The sequence below is a fragment of the Oscillatoria salina IIICB1 genome, assembly GCF_020144665.1.
Lineage (GTDB): Bacteria > Cyanobacteriota > Cyanobacteriia > Cyanobacteriales > SIO1D9 > IIICB1.
Genome location: NZ_JAAHBQ010000081.1, coordinates 1 through 23,459, shown reverse-complemented (window position 1 = coordinate 23,459; position 23,459 = coordinate 1). Strand labels below are relative to the sequence as shown.

General features: G+C 40.8%; 21 protein-coding genes and 1 pseudogene. 12 read left to right on the top strand and 10 right to left on the bottom strand.

The annotated features are described in order from the left end of the window. Positions 1–7 precede the first annotated feature (7 nt). Both G3T18_RS20440 and G3T18_RS20435 read right to left on the bottom strand, forming a co-directional pair. The gene (locus tag G3T18_RS20440; protein ID WP_224412438.1) at positions 8–673 is read right to left on the bottom strand and encodes a response regulator transcription factor; all 666 of its coding nucleotides are present in this window, start codon (positions 671–673) and stop codon (positions 8–10) included. 69 nt (positions 674–742) lie between these two features. Continuing rightward, positions 743–1,840 carry a sensor histidine kinase gene (locus G3T18_RS20435; protein ID WP_224412437.1) on the bottom strand — a complete coding sequence of 366 codons (1,098 nt, stop codon included), beginning with the start codon at positions 1,838–1,840 and terminating at the stop codon, positions 743–745. Between the two features lie 297 nt (positions 1,841–2,137). Here G3T18_RS20435 and kdpA point away from each other — a divergent pair, with 297 nt between their 5' ends. From kdpA to G3T18_RS20395, 8 genes are all read left to right on the top strand, one after another. Beyond that, on the top strand, positions 2,138–3,838 hold the full coding sequence (gene kdpA / locus G3T18_RS20430; protein WP_224412436.1) for a potassium-transporting ATPase subunit KdpA: 1,701 nt from the start codon (positions 2,138–2,140) through the stop codon (positions 3,836–3,838). Between the two features lie 149 nt (positions 3,839–3,987). Beyond that, a complete protein-coding gene (kdpB, locus tag G3T18_RS20425; RefSeq protein ID WP_224412435.1) occupies positions 3,988–6,093 on the top strand; it encodes a potassium-transporting ATPase subunit KdpB in 2,106 nt (701 codons plus the stop codon). A gap of 15 nt (positions 6,094–6,108) precedes the next feature. Continuing rightward, positions 6,109–6,378 carry a potassium-transporting ATPase subunit F gene (locus G3T18_RS20420; protein WP_224412434.1) on the top strand — a complete coding sequence of 90 codons (270 nt, stop codon included), beginning with the start codon at positions 6,109–6,111 and terminating at the stop codon, positions 6,376–6,378. Between the two features lie 9 nt (positions 6,379–6,387). Beyond that, entirely contained in the window at positions 6,388–6,960 is a 573-nt protein-coding gene (gene kdpC / locus G3T18_RS20415) for a K(+)-transporting ATPase subunit C (RefSeq protein WP_224412433.1), read from the top strand. 199 nt (positions 6,961–7,159) lie between these two features. Next, positions 7,160–7,552: a response regulator gene (locus G3T18_RS20410; RefSeq protein ID WP_224412432.1), complete on the top strand. Its 393-nt coding sequence runs from the start codon at positions 7,160–7,162 to the stop codon at positions 7,550–7,552. Between the two features lie 26 nt (positions 7,553–7,578). Continuing rightward, a complete protein-coding gene (locus tag G3T18_RS25795; protein WP_224412431.1) occupies positions 7,579–8,241 on the top strand; it encodes a sigma-54-dependent transcriptional regulator in 663 nt (220 codons plus the stop codon). 17 nt (positions 8,242–8,258) lie between these two features. Further along, positions 8,259–10,100 carry a HAMP domain-containing sensor histidine kinase gene (locus tag G3T18_RS20400; RefSeq protein WP_224412430.1) on the top strand — a complete coding sequence of 614 codons (1,842 nt, stop codon included), beginning with the start codon at positions 8,259–8,261 and terminating at the stop codon, positions 10,098–10,100. Between the two features lie 42 nt (positions 10,101–10,142). Further along, positions 10,143–11,258, top strand: coding sequence for a histidine kinase (locus tag G3T18_RS20395; RefSeq protein WP_224412440.1), 1,116 nt, complete (start codon positions 10,143–10,145; stop codon positions 11,256–11,258). A gap of 11 nt (positions 11,259–11,269) precedes the next feature. Here G3T18_RS20395 and G3T18_RS20390 read toward each other — a convergent pair whose 3' ends face one another. Both G3T18_RS20390 and G3T18_RS20385 read right to left on the bottom strand, forming a co-directional pair. After that, positions 11,270–12,496: an RNA-guided endonuclease InsQ/TnpB family protein gene (locus G3T18_RS20390; protein ID WP_224412429.1), complete on the bottom strand. Its 1,227-nt coding sequence runs from the start codon at positions 12,494–12,496 to the stop codon at positions 11,270–11,272. Positions 12,497–12,906: 410 nt separating this feature from the next. Continuing rightward, complete coding sequence (locus G3T18_RS20385; RefSeq protein ID WP_224412428.1) at positions 12,907–13,458, bottom strand: DUF2231 domain-containing protein; 552 nt, start codon at positions 13,456–13,458, stop codon at positions 12,907–12,909. Between the two features lie 186 nt (positions 13,459–13,644). On the opposite strand from G3T18_RS20385, the gene G3T18_RS20380 reads away from it, so the two are divergent. Both G3T18_RS20380 and G3T18_RS25915 read left to right on the top strand, forming a co-directional pair. After that, positions 13,645–14,955: a GTPase family protein gene (locus G3T18_RS20380; RefSeq protein WP_224412427.1), complete on the top strand. Its 1,311-nt coding sequence runs from the start codon at positions 13,645–13,647 to the stop codon at positions 14,953–14,955. A 156-nt stretch (positions 14,956–15,111) separates the two neighbouring features. Beyond that, positions 15,112–15,469 (top strand): annotated as a pseudogene (locus tag G3T18_RS25915) (type II toxin-antitoxin system PemK/MazF family toxin). Positions 15,470–15,512: 43 nt separating this feature from the next. Here the strand turns inward: G3T18_RS25915 and G3T18_RS20370 are convergent. The 4 genes from G3T18_RS20370 to G3T18_RS20355 form a co-directional block, all read right to left on the bottom strand. Next, positions 15,513–16,739 carry a DUF4336 domain-containing protein gene (locus G3T18_RS20370; RefSeq protein ID WP_224412426.1) on the bottom strand — a complete coding sequence of 409 codons (1,227 nt, stop codon included), beginning with the start codon at positions 16,737–16,739 and terminating at the stop codon, positions 15,513–15,515. Positions 16,740–16,909: 170 nt separating this feature from the next. Then, positions 16,910–17,332, bottom strand: coding sequence for a type II toxin-antitoxin system VapC family toxin (locus G3T18_RS20365; RefSeq protein WP_224412425.1), 423 nt, complete (start codon positions 17,330–17,332; stop codon positions 16,910–16,912). Further along, positions 17,329–18,333, bottom strand: a complete 1,005-nt coding sequence (locus tag G3T18_RS20360; RefSeq protein WP_224412424.1) for a DUF4209 domain-containing protein — start codon at positions 18,331–18,333, stop codon at positions 17,329–17,331. The genes G3T18_RS20365 and G3T18_RS20360 overlap by 4 nt, the downstream gene beginning before the upstream one ends. Further along, positions 18,323–18,619 (bottom strand): BrnT family toxin, encoded by a 297-nt coding sequence (locus G3T18_RS20355; RefSeq protein ID WP_224412423.1) that lies wholly within the window; start codon positions 18,617–18,619, stop codon positions 18,323–18,325. The genes G3T18_RS20360 and G3T18_RS20355 overlap by 11 nt, the downstream gene beginning before the upstream one ends. Positions 18,620–18,762: 143 nt before the next feature. On the opposite strand from G3T18_RS20355, the gene G3T18_RS20350 reads away from it, so the two are divergent. Together G3T18_RS20350 and G3T18_RS20345 are read left to right on the top strand one after the other, a co-directional pair. Continuing rightward, a complete protein-coding gene (locus G3T18_RS20350) occupies positions 18,763–20,679 on the top strand; it encodes a GTPase family protein (protein ID WP_224412422.1) in 1,917 nt (638 codons plus the stop codon). 31 nt (positions 20,680–20,710) lie between these two features. Then, positions 20,711–21,232 (top strand): hypothetical protein, encoded by a 522-nt coding sequence (locus G3T18_RS20345; RefSeq protein WP_224412421.1) that lies wholly within the window; start codon positions 20,711–20,713, stop codon positions 21,230–21,232. 106 nt (positions 21,233–21,338) lie between these two features. Here G3T18_RS20345 and G3T18_RS20340 read toward each other — a convergent pair whose 3' ends face one another. Together G3T18_RS20340 and G3T18_RS20335 are read right to left on the bottom strand one after the other, a co-directional pair. Then, positions 21,339–22,334 (bottom strand): alpha/beta hydrolase family protein, encoded by a 996-nt coding sequence (locus G3T18_RS20340; protein WP_224412420.1) that lies wholly within the window; start codon positions 22,332–22,334, stop codon positions 21,339–21,341. A gap of 99 nt (positions 22,335–22,433) precedes the next feature. Beyond that, positions 22,434–23,453: an aldo/keto reductase gene (locus tag G3T18_RS20335; RefSeq protein WP_224412439.1), complete on the bottom strand. Its 1,020-nt coding sequence runs from the start codon at positions 23,451–23,453 to the stop codon at positions 22,434–22,436. Between the last annotated feature and the right edge of the window lie 6 nt (positions 23,454–23,459).

Sequence of the window (23,459 nt, the reverse complement as noted above, 5' to 3'; positions counted from 1 at the left end):
GCGTTACTCACAAGAATGCAACTAATCCTCTTTGAAGGGCGAGGACAGCAGCTTGAGTGCGATCGCGTACTTCTAATTTTTGTAAAATAGCATGAACGTGAACCCGCACGGTTCCGGTAGCAATATAGAGAATTTCTGCAATTTCTTGATTGGTTTTACCCGCTACCATCAACTCTAAAATCTCCTGTTCTCGCTTGGTTAAAGGATTTTCTAGGGTTTCTGAGGGAAGAGGACTCCCATTAATCGCAGTTTCTCCCATTGTCGTGCGAATTTGAGCCGTACTCACAGAATCCCACCAAGAAGCCCCCGCAGCCACCGAACGCAAGGCTAAAACCAAGACCTCTGCTTCAACTCCTTTGAGACAATAACCTGAAGCCCCTGCGGCAATCAAACGTTCAATGAGAGGCTTTTGGGAATGAGACGTTAAAACTAGAATGGGCAAATTCGGATGTGAGGCGCGAATTTGACGGCAAGCTTCCACTCCGCCAATTCCGGGTAAACCTACATCCAATAAAACCACATTAGGATGATGCTGATTGGTCAATTCCACTGCGGTTTCACCATCCACAGCTTCAGCTACTACTTCTATCCCTGATTCTTGCTGCAAGCGAGTAGAGAGTCCCAAACGGAACAATTCGTCATCTTCAACCAATAAGAGTTTGAGGGCTTTCATCGATGGGAAAGTAATTGCGGAGGTGACTTCATTATTTTACCAGAAAAACTGGGTTTAAAGCCTCGCCCTTTAGCGGAGCGGAGGGAGGGGAGCAGTCAAATAAACGGGTAAACGAAATCCAAAAATCGCGCCTTGGGGTTGGCGATTTTTTGCCCAAATTGTTCCGCCATGCGCGTCAATAATTTGCCGAGTTAAATATAATCCGAGTCCTGAACCTGTGGCTTGGCGATCGCTGTTTCCTTGGTAAAATCTTTCAAATAGGTGGGGAAGTTCTTCTGCAACAATTCCCGAACCCCGATCTTTGACTAAAACTTGATGATAACTGTTGACGGATTCTAAAACCACTTCCACTCTTCCACCACGCGGGGAATGATTAATCCCGTTAATCAGTAAGTTGCTGAAAACGCGTTGCAACTGTAGTGCGTCTCCATTCACCCATAAAGCGCGAGCAAATTCTGATTCTCCATAATTAATGGAAAGGGAAACGCGACGACTTGTGGCTAGGTTGGTGAGGGTAGCACTGGTTTCTTGGGCAATTTCGGCTAAATTAACGGGTTGGGTGTGTAGTTGCAATCCTTCGGTATCATTGCGATAAATATCGAGGACAGTTTGCACCAGTTGTAAGGTAGAATTATGCGATCGCCTCATCATTTCCAATACTTTCTTTTGTGTCGGTGTTACTTCTCCAAATAGCCCAGATTGAAACGAGTTTATCGTCTCTATTGCCCCCAATAAGGGCGTTTTCAGGTCATGGGTGAGGGTAGAGACAAAATCTTCTCGAATACTGGCAAGTTTTTCTTGAGTGCGAAGTTGTGCTTCTTGACGCGCGATCGCTTCTTGATAAAAACGGTTGCGATCGCTTAACCATCCCGTTACTAACAATGCTAAGACCGCAATCAATCGGTTGGCAAAGGCGGGAAAGCTATAGCCAATTTTACCAGGAATGATTAAATTGAACAAGGTTAATCCTGCCCCTAAGATTGTCACCCTCCAACCCGCAGCACGACTCAAGCGGGCATTAGCAATCAAAATCGGACCCGTATAGAGATAGCCAAAGACATATTCGGGAGGTGTTAAATACTCTAAGGCGACGATCGCCGCTAACAACCAAGTTACCTGATGTTTGGCAAGAGAAATCTTGGGAATAGATAAGAAGCGATGCAGCATTCTCAAAATTTAATATACACTCAGCACAGCTTATTTTCTTAATATAACGCGGTTTCAAGCTTTATTTAAATCTATATCTCCAAGTATAGAAGTATCTATATCCCTGAGTATAAGGTTGAGTAAATATTTTCTAAATATCTATACTTTTCAGTCTAAACATAAGACGAGCAAAATTATTTCATTTGTCTAATTGTTGATTTTCAATTAATGCTGCATCATGTAAATGTTGCTTCCAAGAGAGCCTTTTCCAAGTGAAATAAAAGAATACTTCTTTTGGTTGATGTAATTATAAAGATTATGACACAAGGTTTTTTTCAAATCGGTTTAACCCTCGTCATCTTAGTAGCAATAGTCCCTTTTTTGGGTAGCTATATGGCGAAAGTATATCAAAAACAAAGAACATTTCTCGATCCTATTTTCAATCCTCTCGAACGAGCCATTTATGTTCTGAGCGGAGTTCGCTATCAACAAAATATGACAGGTTGGCAATACATTCGCGCTATCTTATTGAGTAACCTGGTTATGTTTATTCTCGTGTATCTAATCTTCATACTTCAGGGGATTTTACCCCTCAATCCGGTGAATTTAGCTGCACCGAGTTGGGATTTGGCATTACATACCGCTATTTCTTTTGTTACTAATACAAATCAACAGCATTATTCCGGTGAAACTACGTTTAGTTATGCCTCTCAAGTGCTAGCATTGGGATTTCTAATGTTTACCTCAGCAGCAACAGGATTAGCGGTTGCTATTGCCTTTATTCGAGGTTTAAGCGGAAGAGAAATCGGTAATTTTTATGTTGATTTAACCCGCAGTATTACTCGCATTTTGTTACCCATTTCTTTGATTGGGGCAATTATTTTAGTGGCATTAGGCGTTCCTGAAACTATCCAAGAACCAGCAATTGCGACCACATTAGAGGGTGTTCCTCAAGCGATCGCACGAGGTCCGGTTGCTCACTTTGAAATTATCAAAGAATTAGGAGAAAACGGCGGAGGATTTTTCGGGATCAATTCAGCCCATCCTTTTGAAAATCCTCATGGACTGACTAACTTAATCGAAACCCTAACCATGGTTTGTATTCCCGCTTCTTTAATTTACACCTATGGAATTATGACAGGAAATAAAAAGCAGGGATGGCTCATCTTTGGTATGGTCTTTATTATCTATGTCATTCTGATTACTATTTCAGCCATTGGTGAATTTCAAGGGAATCCCATTGTTAACAATATTATTAATCAACAAGCTCCTAATTTAGAAGGCAAAGAAGTGCGTTTTGGCTGGGCGCAAACGGCACTTTGGGCTGTTACTACTACGGGGACAATGTGTGGTGCAGTGAATGGAATGCACGATTCCTTAATGCCACCCGGAGGATTTTCTACCTTATTTAATATGTTCCTACAAATTGTCTGGGGCGGTCAAGGAACGGGAACAGCTTATTTATTTGTGTTCTTAATTTTGACAGTTTTCTTGACAGGATTAATGGTTGGGCGGACACCAGAATTTCTCGGACGCAAGATTGAAAAAAAAGAGATTGTTTTAGCCAGTGTCATCTTGTTAGTTCACCCGATTATGATTTTAATTCCGGGTGCGATTACAATGGCTTTTCCTGATACCGTTGGCTATCCGGATGTAATTGGGCTTGCGGGAATTACTAACCCTGGTTTTCATGGAGTTTCTCAAGTTATTTATGAATATACCTCGGCGGCGGCTAACAATGGTTCGGGATTTGAAGGATTAAATGATAACACCCTTTGGTGGAATTTAACCGCTAGTATCAGCTTGCTAGGAGGACGTTACATTCCTTTAATTGCCCTAGTTTTATTGGCAGATAATATGTATCGCAAACAACCTGTTCCCGAAACTCCTGGAACGTTACGAACGGATACGCCTTTATTTACAGGTGTGACAGCAGGAATCATTTTAATTCTGGGTGCGCTGACATTCCTTCCAGTGTTAGTTTTAGGACCTATTGCCGAAGGATTGAATTTGCATTAGAGCTAAGTTGCTAGTGACAAATGATGGTAAATTTTGCTCCTCCTAAATCACCCTTAAAAAGAGGATTTTCCAGGCAATTTCCCCAATTTATTCAAGGTGATAGCAACATCTATCTCCCCTCCCTTTTTTAGAGCCGAAGAAGAGAATTTATGAATACACAACAACGACAAAATCACCCTCAAACTCAACCTCCTCGAAGCCCAAAACGGCGACAAGAAAAGAAACAGCGCAAAGTTAATACCAAAGGACTTTATAAACGGGCATTTCGGGAAGCCTTTGTCAAACTTAATCCCCGTATCATGCTGAAAAACCCTGTCATGTTTGTGGTGTGGGTGGGGACAATTATCACAGCAATTTTGACAATTTTTCCCGATCTATTTGGGGTTGCACCCGGTGAAAATCAGCGTCTCTACAACGGTTTAGTAACCCTGATTCTGTTCTTTACCATCCTTTTTGCGAATTTTGCCGAAGCAGTGGCGGAAGGGCGCGGGAAAGCCCAAGCAGATGCCTTGCGGTCAACAAAATCCGAAACCACAGCCCGCCGATTATTGCCCGATGGTTCGGTAGAGGAAGTAAGTTCAACAGCTTTGGCGAAAGGCGATCGCCTTAAAGTCATCGCCGGAGATACTATTCCCGCCGATGGAACGGTTATCGAAGGCGTTGCTTCCGTTGATGAATCTGCGATTACGGGAGAATCTGCCCCTGTATTAAAAGAACCTGGTTCGGATGTTGCTAGTTCCGTTACCGGGGGAACGCGGATTATCTCCGACGAATTGATTATTCAAGTCACGGCGGAAGCAGGGAAAGGCTTTTTGGATCGGATGATTTCTTTGGTAGAAGGGGCAGAAAGAAGTAAAACCCCCAACGAAATCGCCTTAACCGTCTTATTAGCGGTTCTCACGCAAGTTTTCTTAATCGTTGTCGTCACCATTCCCCCCATTGCCAGTTATGTGGGTGCGCCAGTGGGTATTGTTACTTTAGTTGCTCTCTTGGTTGCCCTCATTCCTACGACTATCGGCGGGTTACTTAGCGCCATTGGGATTGCGGGAATGGATAGAGTAGCGCAATTTAACGTCATTGCCACCTCTGGGCGGGCAGTAGAAGCCTGTGGGGATATTAACACGCTGGTTTTGGATAAAACAGGCACGATTACGTTAGGAAATCGCCTCGCAGAACAGTTTATTCCGGTTAATGGTTATTCTCCCGAAGAAGTAGCGAAAGTTGCCTTGGCGGGTAGTATTTTTGATACCACTCCCGAAGGAAAATCTATTGTTCGGCTTGCGGAAAAGATCGGGGCGAAGATTGATTTTGACCGAAATCAAGCCGAAGACATCGAATTTTCTGCCAAAACTCGCATGAGTGGCACAAATTTAGCCGATGGCACAGAGATAAGAAAAGGGGCAGTTGATGCGGTAAAAGGCTTTGTGCGATCGCGCGGCGGTCAACTTCCCAATGATTTAGATGAGGCTTACGAACAGGTTTCTCGTTTGGGAGGAACACCCTTAGCAGTGGCTTTGGAGAATGAAGTCTATGGGGTGATTTATCTTAAGGATATTATCAAACCCGGAATGCGCGATCGCTTCGACCAATTGCGTCGTATGGGTGTAAAAAGTGTCATGCTAACGGGAGATAACCGCATTACCGCCTCTGTGATTGCCCAAGAAGCCGGAGTTGATGATTTTATTGCTGAAGCTACTCCCGAAGACAAAATCGCTGTAATTCAGCAGGAACAAAAACAGGGTAAATTAGTAGCAATGACGGGAGATGGAACTAATGACGCACCTGCCTTAGCCCAAGCAAACGTCGGTTTAGCAATGAATACGGGAACCCAAGCAGCTAAAGAAGCGGCAAATATGGTGGACTTAGATTCTGACCCGACAAAATTAATTGATTTAGTCACGATTGGGAAACAATTACTCATTACTCGTGGGGCATTAACTACCTTTTCTTTAGCCAATGATATCGCGAAATACTTTGCAATTATTCCCGCGATGTTTGCAGCAATTGGTATTGATAGCCTCAATATTATGGGACTTACCAGCGCCCAATCGGCGATTTTATCCGCCTTAATTTATAACGCTTTGATTATTCCAGCGTTAATTCCCTTGGCATTAAAAGGGGTTAAATTCAGACCTCTAACCGCCAATCAATTATTAACTCGCAATATTTTGATTTATGGCTTAGGTGGGATTATTGCACCCTTTATCGGCATTAAAATCATTGACTTAATTATTTCCGCAATTAGCTTAGCTTAAACAAGGAGTTTAATTATGAAACGACACAATTTATTGAAACAAATATTCCCTAGGGAGGGAGAAGAAGCAGTAGATATGCTGCGGGAACATTGGCGGAACCATCGAGGTGCAACGATTCTCTTTTTTACCTTGTGTTTCAATTTGATTATTGCTCCCGCCATTTATGCCGCAACCGGGGAAAATATTGCTCGTCCAAATGCCTATGCAATTGGGATTTTAATCTTGGTGACATTGAGTTTATCCGTTTACCTATTTTTGGTTATTTTTCAACCTGAAAGATTTTAGGAGAGTCTTATGAAAGAAATAATGATGGCAATTCGCTCAACTTTTGTTTTGTGGCTTTTAACCGCAATTCTTTATCCAGCAGTTATTCTTTTGATTGCTCAAACAGCGTTTCCTTATCAAGCCAATGGAAGTCTGATTACCAATACTCAAGGAGAAATTATTGGTTCAGAATTAATCGGTCAAACCTTTACTTCTCAGGAGTATTTTTGGAGTCGTCCGAGTACTGTAAACTATAGTGAAGGAGATGATGCTTATCCCGGAGGATTATCTGGTGCAAGTAATTTAGCACCGACGAATGAAGAATTAATTACGAGGGTCAAAAAACAAGCAGATTTCTTAAGAAATGCTGATGTTGAACCCACCGCAGATTTAGTTTATGCTTCCGGTTCTGGGTTAGATCCGCATATTACCATTGAAGCCGCTAGAGCGCAGATTGAAAGGGTTGCACGGGCGCGAAATCTCGATGATGAGCGAGTTGAAACTCTCATTTTTCAATCTGTAGATAGACGCTTTTTAGGAATTTTTGGCGAACCAGGAGTTAATGTTTTGAAACTTAATTTAGCTCTTGACGGTCTCATTTGAAAATTATTTGCTTTGGGGTGATTTCTTGGGAGATTTTTGTCAAAATATTCACTACAAATATGAAGTAAATGTTTAGTAGTTATCGTAGAGGAGAGGCAAAAATACAAACAAAAATTGCAAAATCGAGTTAACGATCGAGCAAGCACAATCGCATTTTAGATAATGGCAAATTTGAGAAAAAGATTGAATTTAAAGAATAATGAAAATGACCAACTTGCAAATTTTAGTTGTTGATGACGATAAAACAACTCGTTTAACAATTGCTCAAACCTTAGAGCCGATGGGGTATAAAGTTTCTACTGCTGCCAATGGGAAAGAAGCCCTTGAACAAATTCAAAAAAACCATTTTGATTTAATTCTCCTGGATCTAAAAATGGCAGGAATAGAAGGCTTAGAAGTTTTAAAACAAGCCCATACCATTGCTCCCGAAAGTAAAATTGTTGTAATTTCAGGTCATAGTAGTATTGAGGAAGCCGTAACAGCAATAAAACTTGGTGCAGTCGATTTCGTTGAAAAGCCAATGAGCTATATCCAAAAACCGTTTAATCCCACAGAGTTGCGCGAACTTGTAGCAGATGTTCTCAAAAAATAAGTCTAAATAAAAAGGAGAAAAAGAGCGTGATTAGTCGTAAAATTTTAGTCGTTGACGATAATAAAACCATTCGCCGTACTATAGTGCAGACATTAGAAGCATTAGGACATCAATTGATGAGTGCTTTAGATGGTTCAGATGCGCTACGACAGTTAGAAGTAGAAGAATACGATTTGATGTTGTTAGACCTAAAAATGCCGGGAATGGATGGGTTACAGGTCTTAGAGAAAGCTTTGAAAACCCAGCCTAATTTACCGATTATGATTATTTCCGCACATGGAACAGTTGATAGTGCCGTAGAAGCAATGAAATTAGGGGCAGTGGACTTTTTAGAAAAACCATTTACACCTCAAGAATTGCGAGAAAAAATCTATCCCATCTTAGAAGTGGAAATTCATCATCGGGAAGAAACTAGAAATTATAAAAGGGCAATTAAAATCGCCAAGTTTTGTGCAAGTAAGCGACAGTATGATAAAGCGATCGCGCACGTTAAACAAGCAATTGGAATCGATCCCTCAAATCCTGAAGCCTTTAATCTTTTAGGAGAAATTCATGAACTCTCAGGAGAACGTTCAGAAGCGTTAAAACAATATCGGGTGGCGACAGACCTCGATCCCACCTATAAACCTGCTCATAATAACTTAGATCGTGCCACGCGATCGCCCAAAAGTCGCCCGACAAGATTATAGATATTCAGTAGAAAACTGTGAACCTCAAAACTAAGATTCTCGCTGGTTATGGTGCTGCATTAGCCCTTGTTGTCCTCGTTTGTAGCTGGGGGGCGGTCAACCTTCAACGCTTGGGAAAAGCTAGTGATGCTATTTTGCAGGAAAATTACCGTAGCATTCTTGCCGCAGAGAACATGATTGATGCCCTTGAACGTCAGGATAGCGCAACTCTATTAATTCTCTTAGGGGATGAGTCAATGGGTATCGAACAGTTTCGTAAGAGTGAAGTGACTTTCTTACAATGGTTAGGGCGTGCTCAAGATAATGTGACGATTCCTGGAGAGAGAAAAATCCTGCTTGCACTCTCTGAAAGTTATGAAAATTATCTGATCGCGTTTGACCAATTACAGCAGCAAGAATTAACCGAAACTTCCGTCACCAATTACTACGATGAGACAGTTTTTCCAGCTTTTCAACAAGTTCGAGAAAACAGCACCCAACTGCGGGAATTGAATCAAGCAACGATGCTTGCTGCATCAGAAACGGCACAAAGCATTTCCCATCAGGCGATCGCCTCAATGATTATTATCGGCGGTGGGGCAGCAGGAATAGGACTAGGTTTTAGTTTACTGCTGTCCGATCGCATTATCCGACCCCTTAAAGAAATGATGAAAGCAACCGAACAAATTGCCGAAGGAAATTATAATGTGGCGATCGCTGTTAAATCTCAGGATGAATTGGGCAATTTAGGAACTGCTATTAACCTGATGAGTCAAAAACTCAAAGCTTTTCACGACTTAAATGTTGGCAAAGTCATTCTGGAAAAGCAACGTAGCGAAGCCATCATTCAGAGTATTACTGATGGGTTAGTAGTAGTGAATGCTGACTTGGAAATTACTGCCATTAATCCCATTGCTGCCTCAATTTTGGGTGTTTCTCCACAACGAGCATTGAACCATCATTTCTTGGCAGTTTTCAATCATCAAGAACTTTACGAAAAAATTCAAACAACTGCCCAAAATTATCATCCTTTACCTGAAACTGACGAAGACTCGATTTTGACAATAGTCCAGAATCAGGAAACCAAATATTATCAATTTTCAATTACTCCCGTTATCACTGAAAATAAGCAAATATGGGGAGTGATTCTTTTGCTTCAAGATATTACCAAGCTTAAGGAATTAGACCAACTAAAAAGTGACTTCGTTGCTACAGCTTCCCATGAGTTACGCACCCCGCTAACCGGAATATCAATGAGTGTGAATCTCTTGCTAGAAACAATTCCAGAAAAATTATCAGAGCCAGAAAAAGAATTGTTAGAAGCTGCCAGTGCAGACGTTGAGCGATTAAGAATTTTAGTGAACGATCTGCTGGATCTTTCTAAAATAGAATCGGGTCGTATCGAAATGGAGTTGGGGACAGTCGAGGCAAGTTTTTTACTCAAGAAAGCTATTTCTCTACTGAGAATTCAAGCCCAAGAAAAAGAAATTCAGTTAACTCAGCACTGCCCAGAAGACAGTCTTTTAGTGAATGTTGACCCAAATAAAATAGTTTGGGTATTAACTAACTTAATTGCCAATGCAATTAGATATACAGATACAGGCGGAAAAATCGAACTTATTGCCGAACAAAGGGGAAATTGGGTCGAAATATCTGTAGCCGATAATGGGGCAGGAATTCCTTGGGAATACCAAGCTAAAATTTTTGATAAATTCGTTCAAGTTCAAACCGAAAAGGATATTGGCGGCAGTGGTCTAGGTTTAGCAATTTGCCAAGAAGTTGTCAACGCTCATGGGGGGAGAATTTGGGTTGATTCTACTCCAGGAGAAGGAAGCACATTTACCTTTACTGTTCCTATGGTTAAAAGCTTGCCCGAATGAACTTGAAATAGAGCAATTATCTCAATGATTAGTAAAGACAAAATGCAAAATAAATCTACTTCTTCTAGTGGTTACGAACTTCCTAGTCAACGCCAAGGCAAACATCGAATCTACATGGGAATGGCGCCTGGAGTTGGAAAAACTTACCGTATGCTTGAAGAAGCAAAAGAACTACGAGAACAAGGGTTTGATGTGGTGATTGGGTTACTGGAAACTCATGGACGGGAGGAAACAGCAGAAGCAGCAGCAGGGTTAGAAATTATTCCTCGGCAACAGATTCAAAGAGGAAATATTTCCCTCACGGAAATGGATACAGATGCCATTATTGAGCGTCAACCACAATTAGTTTTAATTGATGAATTGGCGCATACGAATGTCCCTGGTTCCCGAAGAGAAAAGCGTTATCAAGATGTAGAAATCGTCTTAGAAGCGGGTATTGATGTCTTTTCAACGGTTAATATTCAACACTTAGAAAGTCTCAACGATTTGGTTGCTAAAATTACAGGGGTTGTGGTCAGAGAAAGGATTCCTGACCGTATTTTAGATGAAGCAGATGAAGTGGTGGTGGTGGATGTTACCCCAGAAACTTTAGAGGAAAGATTGCAAGAAGGTAAGATTTATGCACCGGAAAAAATTGAACAATCTCTGCGAAATTTCTTTCAAAGACGCAATTTAGTGGCGTTGCGAGAATTGGCACTACGAGAAGTGGCGGATAATCTTGAAGAAATTGCTGAATCTCAAACCCCAAAAGATAAGTATTGTAGCGTTCACGAACGAGTCATGGTTTGTGTTTCAACCTATCCTCATTCTTCTCAATTATTACGCCGAGGCGCACGGTTAGCTTCTCAAATGCGGGCGCGTTTGTATGCGTTGTATGTCGCAAATCCTGACCGCTTTTTAACGAAAGATGAAGGTGTTTATTTGGAAATTTGCGAACAATATTGTCGAGAGTTTGGGGGTGAGTTTATTCGCGTGAATAGTACCAATATTCCGAAAGCGATCGCCGATACAGCCCACAGATATCATATTACGCAAGTGGTTGTCGGACAAACCCAGCGATCGCGTTGGGATTTATTTTTGCACAGTTCTCCCGTACAAAATTTGATGAAATATCTCCAGGATGTCGATATTCATATTATTGCTACGGACAAGGGTTGACGCTCCACGCCCTATAAGGACGTGGATTCTTCATTCAACGAATCTTCGTTGGCTAACAGGATTTCTCCAACCAACCAAGAGGAAGTTTCTCCTGAAGCGTAGATTTTCGTGCGCCCCACGATATATAAAGCTTTTTGCAGAATGTTTATCGCCGCGTTCCAGTCCCGGTCGCAAACAAACCTACAATGATGACAAACATGAGTTCTCGTCGATAGAGATTTTTCTACTTTCTCTCCACAGTTGGAGCAGTTTTGAGAAGTATTATGGGGAGGGACAGCAATGGCTAATTTCCCATATTTGTCTGCAAAGTATTCTAACCATTGACGGAAAGTTGACCATCCTGCGTCCGTTATCGATTTAGCTAGACGACGATTCTTCACCATGCCTTTGACATTCAAATTTTCATAGGCGACCAAATCGTTAGATTGGATTAAACGGAGTGCCACTCTCTTGACGAACTCTTCTCGTTGCCTACTTACTTTTAAATGCTTTTTGGCAGATCGCTGTCTTGCTTTGTGATAATTATTGGACTGCGTTTTTTTGCCTTTGCGGTACTTATTTGATTTTCTACGGTTGAGTCTATTAAGATGTTTTTCTGCTTTTCTATAGTATTGAGGAACTACTTCTGTATTCCCCTGACTATCAGCAATGAAAAACTTCAAACCCACATCAATTCCTACAGCCTTCTGAGTAGGAGTTAAAGGTTTTACGGTATCTCTGGGGTCTAATTTAATCGAGAATTGGACATAATATCCGTCTGCTCTCCTGACAATTCTGACCCGTTTAATTTGCTCTGGCTGAAAGTATTGAATGTCTCTAGAACCAATTAGTTTTAGTTTCCCTATTCCTTTTTTGTCGGTAAAGGTGATATGCTTCTTGGTGCTTTCGTCCAACTTCCAACCCGAAACTTTGTACTCTACAGAGCGTGAGTGCTTCTTGAACTTTGGATAGCCCTTTTTTCCTGGTTTTTGTTGTTTACAATTCTCGTAAAAGCGAGTAATTGCTCTCAGTGTTCTTTCAACCGCAGTTTGACAAGCATGGGAGTTTAAGTCTTTGACAAATTCAAACTCATTTCTTAATGCTGTGTTGTATCTAAAGAGTTCAGCTTTACCTACACCTGTGTTATCCATCCAGAAGCGAAGCACTTTATTTCGCACAAACTGACTTGTCCGAATCGCCTCTTCAATGGCAGCTACTTGTTGTGGCTTTGGCTTAACCTTGTACTCCAAGACCAACATTTGATCCTGACCACGTTAGTATCAAAATGGTAGCAGATTCAACCCAAAATAGCAACAAAAAGCCGTCCTCCGCTTCGCTAAAGGACGGGGCTTGAAACCCAAGATTTTCGGTCATTATTCCCAATGGTCAGCTTTTAGCCTCTGCGGGGTCTGATGCTACAGTTAAACTCTGGAATGTTTATTTAGAACTAGATGATTTGATGAAGTTAGGTTGTTCGTGGAGCGAAAATTATTTGACTACTCATCCTGAGGAAGAAGAGATACAAAATATCTGTGCTGTTGCCGAAGATTTGTAAATTGATTGTCTATATGGTTAGCGTAGGTATAATTAAAAGTAACACCTACGCTAACCCCGCTCGAGTTGACTCGATTATGAGCAGCATCAAATAACTCAGCTAGCGAGATTTAATTTACTCGCGATTACTCGGACCGACTACACCTATTTTATGACGGAAAGTAAGCTCGCCGCCAAACCAACCACCAATACCTAATAGCGTCGCAATCACTACCGAAAGTGCTAATCCAGTAGGTACGATAACAGATTCGAGATCCCCAAGTCGCAAGCCAAAATTGATTGCCGTCATTACTAAAGCAGTAATATTAATATACATATGCGCCCAACCTGCGTTACGCTGGCGAACGCGCTTAATTTTGGTAAAATCAAACATACCAATAATTGCTGCTAGGATACCGCTAAGTAAACCAACTCCGACTAGCCAAAATGAAGCCCGCGCCCAAAATAAGTCGCCTGTTAACCAATAAGCAAGATCGGAGCCTGCCGCCCCACTGAGAAAACCAACTGGAAAAGTAACAATAATTGGGTGGATTGGATGTCCGGCGATCGCTACTGTACTTACAATACCACTATCTCGATATTCGTCACCCCGACTTTCCAAAATTGGCGGAATATTTGGGTAAGGTGGTCTTGTATTTTGTTGTTCATTTACTTGGGTAGTATCCATAAAATTTCCTCTCTTCGTAGCTACTTGCCGATGAAGCTTTTCCGATAACAATGGACTTATTGTCGTAGATCGCAAACGAGCCAACATCCTGCCACAGAAATATATGTTTTGCTAAAATAAGCCTAATCTCACTCACAAAAGTGACAGATGAACGCTCTTTTTAGTCTCTAAGTAAATTAGGTGTGCATGAATGAACCACAATCTCGTGAAAATTTTCCCCAACCGACTGAGGAAGTAACCACATCATCGGAAAAAGAGTCTTGGAAAAATCGCTTTACGAATGTCTGGAATGATGCGACAACCCGCTTAAGCAAACTTTTACCTGTTGACAAAGCTGCCCAAACAGTGATTGGCTGGTTCAGCGTTAGCGAAGCTGAGGTAGCGGAGATTTTAGAGGCGGTGAGGGCGAAATTACCCACGACTGAAGCAGTTTTAATTGGTAAGCCTCAAGCGGGAAAAAGTTCGATTGTACGCGGATTGACGGGTGTTTCTGAGGAGATTGTCGGACAGGGTTTTCGTCCTCACACTAAGCATACTGAACGTTATACTTATCCTTCCAGCGATTTGCCATTGTTGATTTTTACCGATACGGTAGGACTCGGAGATGTTAAGCAAGAAACTCCGGCGATTATTCAAGAATTGGTGGGGGATCTTAAACAGGAAACTCGCAATGCGAAAATTTTGCTTCTTACGGTCAAAATTAGTGATTTTGCGACGGATACTTTGAAACAAGTTGCCCAAAAGTTGCGAGATTCTTATCCGCATATTCCTTGTTTATTGGTGGTGACTTGTTTGCATGAATTGTATCCTCCCAATGTCGAAGATCATCGGGAATATCCGCCAGATTATGAGGAAGTAAATCGAGCTTTTGCGGCAATTAAAGCAGATTTTCAAGATTTATGCGATCGCAGCGTCCTCATTGATTTTACTTTAGCAGAAGATGGCTATAATCCGGTATTTTATGGTTTGGAAGCCCTCAGAGATACTTTAGCCGATTTACTGCCAGAAGCGGAAGCCCGCGCTATTCATCAGTTATTAGATGAAGAAGTGGGTAAAGAATTGGGCAATTTATATCGAGATGTGGGGCGACGTTATATTTTAGCATTTGCGATCGCGTCGGCAGCTTTAGCCGCAGTTCCGTTACCTTTTGCAACTATGCCAACTTTGACGGCTTTGCAAGTATCGATGGTAGGAGTCTTAGGAAAGTTATACGGACAGACTTTAACACCATCTCAAGCGGGAGGAGTAGTTAGCGCGATCGCTGGAGGATTTTTAGCCCAAGCGATCGGACGAGAATTAATTAAATTTGTGCCAGGCTTGGGAAGCGCGATCGCTGCTTCTTGGGCTGCTGCTTATACAATTGCATTAGGTGAAGGTGCTTGCGTTTATTTCGGTGACTTAATGGGAGGTAAAAAACCCGATCCTGAAAAAATTCAATCTGTTATGCAAGAAGCCTTTAAAAACGCCAAAGAAAGATTTAAGGGAATTAAAAATTGAGTTAACAAACTAACGCTCAAAATTTTTCTCTAGAGGTGCTTTTTTTCCGAAAACATACTTTATATTTTAGGTGTAAACCTTATATTTTATTCTTTAAACCAGCCAATTAAATATTTTTACAAATCACCTCCTCTTGCTATATATTTGAGATAATTTATTTTTACTCTTGTAACACAAAATGATTCTTATGTACCCAGTCGAAGAGACATAGTTTATTTAGATTTCGATCCTACGAAAGGACATGAACAAAGAGGAAATAGACCTGCTTTTGTAATCTCTCCTTATGATTATAACTGCAAAACTTCCCTAGCTTTATTCATGCCGATTACAAAGAAAAAAAAAAGGATATCCCTTTGAAGTTTCTTTACCTTCAAGCCTAAAAACCTACGGAATTATTCTTACAGATCAAATCAAAAGTTTAGATTGGCAAGCCCGTCGGGTTGAGTTTGTTGAGCGTGCAACCGAGGATATTATTGAGGAAGTACAGGCAAGGATTGAGCCATTACTCTTCTAAAAAATGACCCGATCTCTATCAGTTTACCCTCATCCCTGGAACCCTAAACTTTCTCTTTTGGTGGCGGCACAATGCCATACTTATTAAGATTTTTATCAATATCTTGCAGCAATTTGAAATCTTCTTCTGGTAAAGGATAAGTACTAATATTAAACAAACCTGCACTGACAGCAGAATGTTTTTCCAGGAAAGAAAAAGCTTCTCGAAATTGCTGCGATCTGGCTGCAATTGGTGAGTGAAGGTGACAAGAAATAATGCGTTGAAAGTCCCAATTTGCTACTCTGTCAGCCCAAGTAAGAGTTTCCTGGGGTGCGCGATTGAGAATCAGAGTTTGTAAAATTGGAGCCACAAATAAACGCCCGTCACCTCGCAAAGCCTCAAACGATCGCTGCCAATGCGGTTTCCATCGAAAGGGAAATAAGCCGTAATAAGCCTTTTTTGAGCGATCTGGGGCTTGAGAAGCTTCTGTGAATACCTGAGTCCAAGGAATGGTTTCGAGGACGCTAGGCTGGAAATACATGGCAAATAAGGCGATCCTTTGCCATCCTTTGCGACGGTTAGCTTGATTATCGACAACGAGATCCGAGGCTCGATCTTTAGCATGAAATAAGAGAGGATAAGGATCTAATTGCGCGATCGCTGGAGGATCTTCAGGTATCGACAACACCGAATCTGTTACTAATAAAGTACGCGATCGCTTATGGAAAAAAGCCACCTCCTCAAAACTACCTGGTCCGAGGGCGATCGAACCGAGAATAGCATAATCAAACTCATCAGCAAAAACAGCTTGACTACTATCTTCCGGAAGTAACTGGGTGCGTTGCGACGGAAAACCAAGCCAACTTAGCGGTAAATTCAGAGGGAAACTCCATTGATTCGGTGCAACAAACACCTCTGCATTCGGAAACTTTCTCGCAAACGGACCAACAAAAACTTTATGTTCCAAACCAGAAATTGTTGGCAAAATAATATACTTAACAGAGCCATGTTCTGCCTCTAATTCATTCACCAAAGAGATACACTCTTTTGTCGGTGCAACCGGGGCATAAATTAACAATCCTCCTTGTTCCATTTTGACAGCAGTCATGCGAATCGGCACAACTACATAAAAAATTCCCTGAATTTGTTCAAAAGTCCAAATCGTATCCTTAACAACTTCTCGGCGAATCGTACGTCGTTTACCATAAGGATAAATAGGAAGAGTAAACCAATAACGCCAGGACAAATCTTGACTATTCTTTAACGGTACATTCATTATTGGTACATTCATTTCCTCATTCCCTTACGAATTGCTGCTGTGAAGTTGAACTTTAGCAAAATATGGAGCTAATAAGTAACATTATCTCCCGTCATGTTTATTCAAGCAAAGTTTTTCTCCAACATTAAATGTTGTTTCAAAGTTTCAATTTTCATCTTAAATTAAAGTAATGTATCCAACGTTCATATAGTCCAATCGTCAATATCTAACCCAGGTACTTTACCAAAATCTTGCTGATTCCTAGTAACAACAATTCCTTGGTTAACTAAAGCTATTGCTGCAATTCTTAAATCATGTGTACCAATCCTAATTTTCTGCTGACGCAAACTTTGGTAGCAATTGTATGCAGCATTATCAAAATTAAGCAAATTCATACTGCAAAAGTAAAGCAAAGTTATTTGTAAATTTTCGTAAGCAATTGTTAGCTGCTCAGGTCTTCGATTAGCCCTCTGAATACCAGCCAATCTTCCTCGTAACTGCTCTTCAAGAGTGACAGTGGTAACGAATATATTCATACCACCAACTTCTTTAGCACGTTGTGCAATTTTAGGCTGACCGTATTGAAAGAGAGTCACATGATCGGTATCCAAAATGTATCGACTCACGTTGACTGACTCTCCTCATAAGTGACTTCATCCTCAGTAAGTTCAGCGTTTATTTCTCCTCTATAGGCAGCCATATCTTCGACAAACTCATCAAAAATTGGATCGTCTTTGAATATACCAGCAAATCTGACCCAAGGATCGGAGTTTTCCAGCTTTTGTTGATAGTTTGAACTTAGCAAACAACACAACCGGAGAGTGAGCCACCATAGATAAGACATTAAAGAACTTGAAAATTCACTATCATTAATTAAACCACGAGCCATACGGTGTTTTAGATTACTTCCAAACAGTAAACTCTTAAGGTTAAAGAGGGTGTTTTCATCAAAAATTGATATAATCTCTGGACGTTCGAGAGTGTTATTCAAGTTGTGTTCCTCCTGAATATCGAATTGAATATCGTCGAGTTTATAAGTGATAACATCGGGTTTTTCGACTAGACAACGTATAGAATTCTCAATTTGGGGAATGAGAAGATGGGTGGAGGTCACAAAATCTCCGATTAATCCAGCGTAAAGTCCTTTTGCGAATAAATATTTACGTTCTTCTGGAACGAAATAACTGTCCGTCACAATTGGCAATAAGTCATTCTCTTGTAGAGATTTTTTTAAGTTAATTTGCTTTCGCACAGGTTCGATACGATCTTGAGCAAAACGTTTTTGATATTGTATTGCTGAGTCGTACATTAAACCTTCTTCTGTTTCATCAACGCTAGCTTGACTTATCCTGAATTTCTGAACCTCTTGTCGAAGGGAAGAAACTTTAGGTGAAGCATCCAATAAAGCCAAAGCAATTAACGCAGTAACCGGATCGTTTTCCAAGCGTTCTAAATCTACTCGTAGTCCTTGCCCAATATAAGCACGAATTAGCGATTGATAATTAGAAAAACCAAGCTTGGGCGCAATTCGCTTGAGGTCTTCGATCACATCTTCTGGAATATTAATAGTCACCGAAGTTGTCGGGCGATTTTTCGATAAACGTTGTTGCAAAGTTTCAATTTTCATAGTATTCTCGCTCTTTTCGAGTAGCTTGACGGGCTGAAATAATTCGGATGAGGTTATTTTCAAAAGCTAAGTGAACAATAAATAAAAGATTCCAATTAGTATCTAAACCAATTATGGCATCTCGTGCTTCCTCATTGCGACTGGCATCAATTACTTTTAGAAATGGATCGAAAAAGCTTTCTGCTGCTTGTTCAAATGTAACTCCATCGTGTTTAAGAGGATTTTTCCTAGCTTTCTCCTCATTCCAGACGAAGGTAATTCCATTCAACACAAAGTAGACATCCATGATTTTTAGGATAGGCAACTGTCTTTAAGTTGTCAATAAACAGCAGATTTAGTATTTTACCACTGATAAAAAAATCGATCGCGCTCACCCCTCTTCTGGCGCTAAACTTTTTACAGTAGAGCTATTGGTGTGGGGATGAGGTCATGGTAAGATTAAAGCCTTGGCAGTGGGTGGTTTTGGGACTGCCGATCGCTGCGATCGCACTTTTTTTGTTAATCTCGGCGGGGATGCAAATCCATGAATGGGGTATTAATTGGATTTGGGCGGTTTTTATTGTTGTTTTTGCGGGTTGGCGTTGGTTGTTGGTGAAATGGACTCGTCCGGCGATCGCTGAGGTAGAATCGGTGATGGCGCAAGTTAATGCAGATTTGGAAGCTGCTGAGGATCGCGCTTTAACTGGTGATGATGCGACGAAAGAAGCTGAATTGGCTTTACAAAAGGTAATTCAAGCGACAAAAGATGATGCGCCAATTTGGGAAGATTGGCAAACTTTTTGGCAACGATGTCAAGATTTAGTTGTGGCGATCGCACACATCTACCATCCGGAGGTAAAATATCCTCTACTCTCGATTTATGTTCCTCAAGCTTACACTCTCATTCGAGGTACTGTAGACGATTTGGATCGCTGGATGCAGCAAATTTCTCCGGTTTTGAATCAAGTTACTGTCGGACAAGCTTATCAAGCTTACGAAGTTTATCGTAAACTAGAACCATCGGCGCGTAAACTCTGGCAAGTTTGGAATTGGGCGCAATGGGTAATTAATCCGGTAGTTGCGGTGACAAAAGTAGCTAGTCAACCTGCGAATAATCAAGCTACACAGCAACTTTTGGCGAATTTGAGTCAAATGTTACGAGAGGCGGCTTTAAGGAATTTGTCTCGTCAGGCGATCGCGCTTTATAGTGGTACTACTCCCAATTTGACTGAAGATTCTTCTCCTACTAATTCTACCCCAACTTTACCAAAAGCGAAAACTAAAACCCTGCAAGAAATTATCGCCCAAGCTGAACCTGTAGAACAAGTTAAACAAAAGCCTGTAAGTATTTTACTCGCAGGACGAACTGGTTCGGGTAAAAGTAGTTTAATTAATACTTTATTTCAAGCAGATCGCGCTGAAGTTGACGTTTTACCCAGTACAGATCGCATCCAAAATTATCACTGGGAAACTCCTACTGGCGAAACTTTAACTCTTTGGGATACACCCGGTTACGAACAAGTAGATCGTGGAGAATTGCGCGATTTAGTCTTAGATTATGTCACCAATGCCGATTTACTTTTATTAGTAACACCTGCCCTCGATCCTGCTTTACAAATGGATGTAGACTTTCTCCAAGATATGAAAGAGGAAGTCGCCGATTTACCAATAATTACGATTGTTACTCAAGTAGATCGTTTGCGTCCTATCCGCGAATGGGAACCGCCTTATAATTGGCAAACAGGCACTCGTCCCAAGGAAAAATCGATTCGCGAAGCAACTGAATATCGAGCGGAACGTTTGCAAGAATTTTCTAATTTAATTATACCAGTTGTTACTTTTGATAGCAAAACAAATCGCAATTCTTGGAACATAAATTCACTTTCTTTAGCCTTAATTAATAATCTCGATCCCGCAAAACAACTTCGCCTTGCGCGTTTTTTACGCAACCAAGAAGCCCGTACTGTTGCTGCTGCAAAAATTATCGATCGCTACACTTTTCAATTGTCAACTACCCAAGGTTTAACTGCTTTATTAAAAAGTCCTATTCTGCGATTTCTTTCGACTATTTCCACTGGTTCGCCAGCTTTAGCTTATGCGTTAGCAGAACAAATTCCTGTGGAACAATTACCTGTGGTTATTGGGAAATTACAAATGGCTTACGACCTTTTCCAACTTTTAAGTCCAGATAATAGTAATATCCGTAATTTCGACTTACTTTCTTTGTGGTCGTTGCTGCTAGAAAATTCTGCTTCACCAGATAAAAATGCTTGGGCTTTCGGTCACGCTTTGGTAGAATTTTGGACGCAAGATTTATCGATTGAGAAACTAGAAACTCGTTTCCAATACTATCTTGAACAAGCTTAACATTTACTTTAATCGGAGTTATAAAGCGATTGTGAATCCATCAGAGGAATTGCGTCATTTATCAAAAGGAGTTGAGCCTGGAGAAGAAGAAAAAAGAAAAGGATTTATCGTCTGGTTCAGAATTCAGTGTCCAAGAGATGCAAATAATGTTCTCAACAGATGTCGAAAAGTCTTGCAGATAGTGCTTAGACAGAGTAAGAAAAACTGGTTGTCTTATGATGATGAGGAGTGGCGAACCTTACTACCTGAATGGTTTGTTGCATATTGCGCACCTGAGAGAACTCAGGAAGAGGACGATCAATTACTAGAACGCTGGCAAAAACTCTCTCCAGAAGCACAAATGCTTTTTACTGAGGAACAAAAGTGGACTATAAGTGAATTTATTTCTTGGTTGGAACCAAAAGAACGCCCCTGGTTTTGGTGGGATGCGTTTGTTGAAAGCGATAATGTATTTCATCTAGCTGTTGAGGTCGTAGATTTCCCATTTCCTTGGGATGCTCTTTGTTGGTTAGTACGAGCATCAGGTGCAACTACTATTCAGAAAATATTATAAGACTAAACTGATTCACTATAATTTGCACAAATATTAGCACAATTTTGACAAATTAAATCTCTACTTTTGTAGCTTTTATTTACTATTAAAAATTTACACAAATTGATTATTTTTGCTCAACTAAAGCGAAGAAAGAATCGTTGTTCGCTAATAATTGTTCAAGCTGTTTTTTAGCCTCGGTTTTGCCGAGTAAAGAAGCGTCAATAAACAAATTAATAATTGCAGCCATGAGAGTGCGAATTTTTGCGGCTGCTTCTGGTGACATTTCTGTTTCCAGAAAGGGACGAGCCGAGGTAGAATCGAATGGATCGGCGATCGCGAAATGATTTGCTTGCTCGAATAACACTAAATAGCTATCATGGTTTTGACGCGCGATCGCTTCGCGAAATGTCCGCATAACTGATTTAGTCGCATTCTTTTCTTTCATCCCATATCGGTGACAACTTTCGGCAATTACACCATCATTTGTCCCACCTAACATTAAAATTGGCACGTCACCAGACAAGGGTAAAATTGTTTCTGGTTCGTATCCTAACATTACTGGTGCTGCGGTATGTACGGCGTAAGCAAAAGCACCTATAACTGAGGGGAAAAACTTCAATACCGCGTTTTCAATTGCGACTCTTCCACCAGCCGAATGTCCACCGAGAATAACTTTATTTAAGTCTAATTTACCCGCCAAAATACCTTCTTTTTGTAAATTTTCTAATTCTTTAAGAATAGCAGGTAAAGCCGTAGCTGTAGGTAATGTACCATAAACATTAGGTTTCCAATTCTCAAAATCAACTCCCGGAGTTAACGCGGTTACACCAGGTAAATTTTGTGCAACCCAATTAAAAGTAACTACAACTAATCCTTTTTTAGCTAACTCAATTGCTAACCATAAATACATATCCGCCGCGCAATTAACTCCACTAAAGAAAATTACGATTGGAAAAGGGGCTAATTCACTATTAGCGGGAACAACACCTAAATCTTTTGTGGCTTCGCTATCAGACATCTGCGCTGGATACATTACCCGCAAATGTAAGGTATCATAGGGTGAAGGATAATCTGCCACTTTGGTAGCAGAAAAAAGACTGCGAACAATAGCTGAATTCATAGTTGGTATTTCGCGATCGCGCTTTCATCCTCATTCTCTCATTCTTCCTATCATACCCTCAATCTGATTCAGCGCGATCGCTAATTAATTCAGTTAATTTTATCTCCGATATTCGTCCCCACAATCACCAATTAACTCAAACAAATCTCGCGATTTTGCCGCAATACTATCTAACTTAGTATAATCTTCCTCATCCAACTCAAAATTAAACACTCTCACATTGTCTTCAATATGTTCCGCTATTCCTAATCTAGCACCAACAATCGCCCCAGCCACCGCAGGTTGTTCCAAAACCCATCTAACCGCCACATTCGCCATACTAACTGAATGTTTATCAGCAATTTCTTTCACTACCACTAGCAATTCTTGGAATAAATTCCAGCCACCCCAACCATCAACCATATTCTTATATTTCTGCAAACTAGCAGTTTTTAAAGCAAAACGTCCTGGTTCTTTTTCTCCTATATATTTCTCACTGATTAAACCACCGCCAAGAGTACCATAAGCTAACAGTTTAATCCCATTTTCTTGACAATAATCGCTCATTTTCACCAACGGACGGCGATCGATTAAGGAAAATTGTACCTGATTTGAAACAATTTGAATTCCTGCATCGGTAATAATTTGCAAATGTTCGGTATCAAAATTAGTCAAAGCTAAATGTTTAATCTTCCCCTCTTCCTGAAGTTCCGCCATAAATTTAAGGGCATCTAAATAATTTTTATCCCGATATTCCCACCAATGAAACTGCATTAAATCTAGGCTTTCTACACCCATTCTTTTGCGCGAAATATCGATATTTTCCTCAACAAATTTCTTTGTCATTTTCATCGGGCGAGGAACCCATTTTGTAAAAGCTTGAATTTGCGTTAACGCTTCCTCTCTACGAGTCGCCGCCAGTTGTCGCCGAAACTCACCAATAAAGTCTTCCGCAGGACCATAATGGTCTGCTAAATCCCAAGTTGTCAACCCTGCATCCAGATAATCAAACATCTTTTTAATGGCTTGGTTGGGGTTAATTCTTCCATGTGCGCCCGATACTTGCCACATTCCATTTAAAAGGCGACAAATGTTTAAATCGGGAGTTAATTGCAGTCGGCTGGATGTGGGTAAATTCATCTCAAA